Origin of the sequence: Dietzia sp. SLG310A2-38A2 (genome assembly GCF_014145095.1) — a bacterium.
Classification (GTDB): domain Bacteria; phylum Actinomycetota; class Actinomycetes; order Mycobacteriales; family Mycobacteriaceae; genus Dietzia.
In genome coordinates, this window is the sequence record NZ_JAALDX010000156.1 from 1 (window position 1) to 4,138 (window position 4,138).

The window sequence follows — 4,138 nt, forward strand, 5'->3', positions numbered from 1 at the left end:
GTGCGCTCCTCCACCAGTGGAGGAGCGCACCCCGTCTCGTCGTGCTGTTCGGCGTGGAGGGTCAGCCGAAGCGGACCAGAAGCCCGACCGCGACGATCGCGATGAGCCACAGGATGGCCACGACCACGGTCACGCGGTCGAGGTTGCGCTCCACGACACTCGACCCGGAGAGGCTGGACTGCACTCCGCCGCCGAACAGCGAGGACAGTCCGCCCCCCTTGCCGCGGTGCAGCAGGATGAACAGCATCAACAGCAGGCTTGTGGCGACGAGGAAGATGTCCAGGGCGAGCTTCATGTACGGATCGGGCCTTACGTCAGGTTGGGGCGGTCGAGCGACTGGTCCAGACTACCCGGTGGGAACTCCATGGCGAATCTCGGCGCGCCCGCCCGTGTCGGGGCGGCCACGCCGGGCCGGTCGACTCAGGGCAGCGGACCGCCTGCGGCGATGGCGGAGAGCTGCGCGAACTCGTCGGGCTTGAGCGAGGACCCGCCCACGAGACCGCCGTCGACGTCGGGCTGCTCGAGCAGCTCACCGACGGTGGAGGAGTTGACACTCCCGCCGTACAGCACCCGCATCTGATCTGCGATCTCGGGAGCTGCCAGCTCGGCGAGGGCCCCGCGGATGGCCGCGCAGACCTCCTGCGCGTCCGCGGCCGAGGCCGTCTTGCCCGTGCCGATGGCCCACACGGGCTCGTAGGCGATGACGGTGGAGGCGAGCTGCTCGGTGCTCAGCCCGGCGAGGGATCCCTTGAGCTGCTCCACGACGAAGCCCACGTGCTCGCCCGCCTCCCGCGTCTCCAGCTTCTCCCCCACGCAGACGATCGGGCTGAGGCCGTGCTTGTGGCAGGCTGCGGCCTTGGCGGCGACCAGCTCGTCGGTCTCGGAGTGGTACTCCCGACGCTCGGAGTGTCCGACCACGACGTAGGTGCACCCCAGTTTGGCGAGCATCCCCGCCGAGATCTCACCGGTGTACGCACCGGACTCGTGGACCGAGACGTCCTGCGCACCGTAGGCGAAGCCGAGCTTGTCCCCCTCGATCACGATCTGGACACCGCGGATGTCGGTGTACGGAGGGATGAACGCCACCTCCACCTTCTCGAGGTACTTCTCGGGCAGTGCGAAGGCCACCTTCTGTACGAGTGCGATCGCCTCGAGGTGGTTGAGGTTCATCTTCCAGTTGCCGGCGATGAGCGGGGTGCGTGCCATGTTCTCTCCTGTGCGTAGGCGCGTGCGGATCAGTTGCTGCGTTCGAGGGCGGTGACCCCCGGGAGTTCCTTGCCCTCGAGGTACTCGAGCGAGGCTCCGCCGCCAGTCGAGATGTGCGAGAAGTTCTCCTCGCCGAGCCCGAGTGTCCGGACGGCTGCCGCGGAGTCGCCGCCGCCCACCACGGAGAACGCACCGTTGCGGGTGGCGGTGATGATCGCCTCGGCGACGCCACGGGTACCGGCCGAGAACGCCTCGAACTCGAACACGCCCATCGGGCCGTTCCAGAACACGGTCTTGGCGGCGGACAGCTTCTCGGTGAACAGGGCCACGGACTCGGGACCGATATCGAGGCCCATCTTGCCGTCGGGGATCGCGTCGGCCGGCACCGTGGTGTGTGCCGCGTCGGCGGCGAACCCGTCGGCCGCCACGACGTCCACGGGCAGGGTGATCACGTCGCCGAACTTGGCGAGCAGGTCCTTGCAGGTGCCGATCATCTCCTCCTGCAGGAGCGAGGATCCGACGCCGTGGCCCTGTGCGGCGAGGAAGGTGAAGCACATCCCGCCACCGATGACCAGTGTGTCGACCTTGGGGGCGAGGGCCTCGATCACGGCGAGCTTGTCCGAGACCTTGGAGCCGCCGAGCACCACCGCGTAGGGGCGCTCGGCGTCCCCGGTCAGACCGGCGAGGACCTCGACCTCGCTCTGGACCAGATCACCGGCGTAGGCGGGGAGCACCTCGGCGATGTCGCAGACCGAGGCCTGCGCGCGGTGGACCACACCGAACCCGTTGGACACGAACGCGCCGTCCTCCCCGACGAGGCTCGCCAACTCGGCGGCCAGAGCGGCACGCTCGGCGGGATCCTTGCTGGTCTCACGGGGGTCGAAGCGGATGTTCTCGACCAACAGCACGTCGCCGTCGGTCAGTCCGTTGGCGCGCTCACGGGCATCCGGCCCCACCACGTCGCCGGCCAGCTGGACGTATCGGCCCAGCTCGTCTCCCAGCTTCTCGGCGACGGGGGCCAACGAGAACGCGGGATCGGCCGCACCCTTCGGCCGGCCCAGGTGCGCCGTGATCACCAGCGCGGCGCCGGCGTCGAGGAGGGAGTTGAGAGTGGGCAGTGAGGCCGTGATCCGGCCGGAGTCGGTGATGGTCGATCCGTCGAGCGGGACGTTGAGGTCGCAGCGGACGAGGATCTTGCGACCTTCGACGCCGGCGTCGAGCAGGTCCTGGAGAGTGCTCACTGCCATGGGGTGGGGCTCCTGTCGGGAGGACGGTGATGGTGTGGTCCGGGTGGGGTGGCTGGGAATCGGTGGTGCGGGTGATGTACTTCGGGCCCGGCCGGGACGCTCTGGGCGTTCCCGGACCGGGCCCGGTGTGATGCAGGGTCGTCAGGCCCGAGGGCTCTTACAGCGACTTGCCGACCAGGCCGATGATGTCGGCGAGGCGGTTGGAGTAGCCCCACTCGTTGTCGTACCAGGAGGCGATCTTGATCTGACCGTCGATGGCCTTGGTCAGCGGCGCGTCGAAGATCGAGGAGTGCGGGTCGCCGACGATGTCGGAGGAGACGATGGGATCCTCGGTGTACTTGAGGATGCCCTTCATGGGGCCCTCGGCCGCGGCCTTGATCGCGGCGTTGACCTCGTCGACGGAGGCCTTCTTCTCGAGCTCGACCGTGAGGTCGGTGAGCGAGCCGGTGGGCAGCGGCACGCGCACGGCGTAGCCGTCGAACTTGCCCTTGAGCTCGGGCAGGACCAGAGCGACCGCCTTGGCCGCACCGGTGGAGGTGGGCACCATGTTGATGCCGGCGGCGCGGGCGCGGCGCATGTCGCTGTGGGGGGCGTCCTGGAGGTTCTGATCCTGGGTGTAGGCGTGGATCGTGGTCATGAGACCCTTGATGATCCCGAACTCGTCGGACAGGACCTTGGCGACCGGGGCGAGGCAGTTGGTGGTGCAGGAGGCGTTGGAGATGATCGTCTGCGAGCCGTCGTACTCGTGGTCGTTGACGCCCATGACGATGGTGATGTCCTCGTTCTTGGCCGGCGCCGAGATGATGACCTTCTTGGCGCCACCCTCGAGGTGGCCCTTCGCCTTCTCGGCGTCGGTGAAGATGCCGGTGGACTCCACGACGACGTCGACGCCGTAGTCACCCCACGGCACGGACGCGGGGCCTTCCTTGACCGCGAGGGCACCGATCTTCGTCCCACCGACGGTGATCGAGTTGTCGTCGAACGTCACGTCCTTGCCCAGGCGGCCGAGGATCGAGTCGTACTTGAGCAGGTGAGCGAGCATGTCGTTCGTGGTGAGGTCGTTGACGGCCACGATCTCGATATCGGTCTTGCCCTCGGCCTTCAGTGCCTCCACCGCGCGGTAGAAGTTGCGGCCGATACGTCCGAATCCGTTGATGCCTACGCGCACGGTCACGTGATGTCTCCTTATAGGTGGTGCGAGAAAGAACCCCTGAGCGCTGGGTGGAGCCCGGGGACGTGACCCAGACTACCCGCCCCTTGTGGGGGCTGTGCAGGGTCCACAGCGCGCGGATCAGTCTTCGTCGAGCATGTCCTCGGTCACGACGGACTCGGTGTCGGGGATACCCAGATCGGCCGCCTTACGGTCGGCCATGGACAGCAGGCGGCGGATCCGTCCGGCCACGGCGTCCTTGGTCATGGGTGGGTCGGCGAGCTGGCCCAGCTCCTCGAGCGAGGACTGGCGGTGCTGGACGCGCAGTTCACCCGCGGCCAACAGGTGGTCCGGGACGTCCTCGGCCAGGATCTCGAGCGCGCGCTGGACTCGGGCGGCCGCCGCGACGGCGGCACGGGCCGACCGGCGGAGATTCGCGTCGTCGAAGTTGGCGAGGCGGTTGGCGGTGGCCCGGACCTCTCCGCGCGAACGCCGCTCCTCCCAGATGTCCCTGGTGGCGGTGGCGCCCATACGG

The 4,138-nt window shown here is 68.3% G+C and carries 5 protein-coding genes; all 5 read right to left on the reverse strand.

Features of this window, described 5'->3' with window-relative positions:
• Window positions 1–61: 61 nt before the first annotated feature.
• Entirely contained in the window at window positions 62–295 is a 234-nt protein-coding gene (secG, locus tag G6027_RS06110) for a preprotein translocase subunit SecG (protein WP_107747569.1), read from the reverse strand.
• Window positions 296–420: 125 nt separating this feature from the next.
• Entirely contained in the window at window positions 421–1,206 is a 786-nt protein-coding gene (tpiA, locus tag G6027_RS06115; protein ID WP_182636348.1) for a triose-phosphate isomerase, read from the reverse strand.
• A 29-nt stretch (window positions 1,207–1,235) separates the two neighbouring features.
• Entirely contained in the window at window positions 1,236–2,453 is a 1,218-nt protein-coding gene (locus tag G6027_RS06120; RefSeq protein WP_182636350.1) for a phosphoglycerate kinase, read from the reverse strand.
• Between the two features lie 157 nt (window positions 2,454–2,610).
• Window positions 2,611–3,627, reverse strand: a complete 1,017-nt coding sequence (gene gap, locus G6027_RS06125) for a type I glyceraldehyde-3-phosphate dehydrogenase (RefSeq protein WP_182636351.1) — start codon at window positions 3,625–3,627, stop codon at window positions 2,611–2,613.
• 117 nt (window positions 3,628–3,744) lie between these two features.
• On the reverse strand, window positions 3,745–4,138 hold a 394-nt coding region (whiA, locus tag G6027_RS06130), incomplete at its 5' end, for a DNA-binding protein WhiA (RefSeq protein ID WP_182636353.1).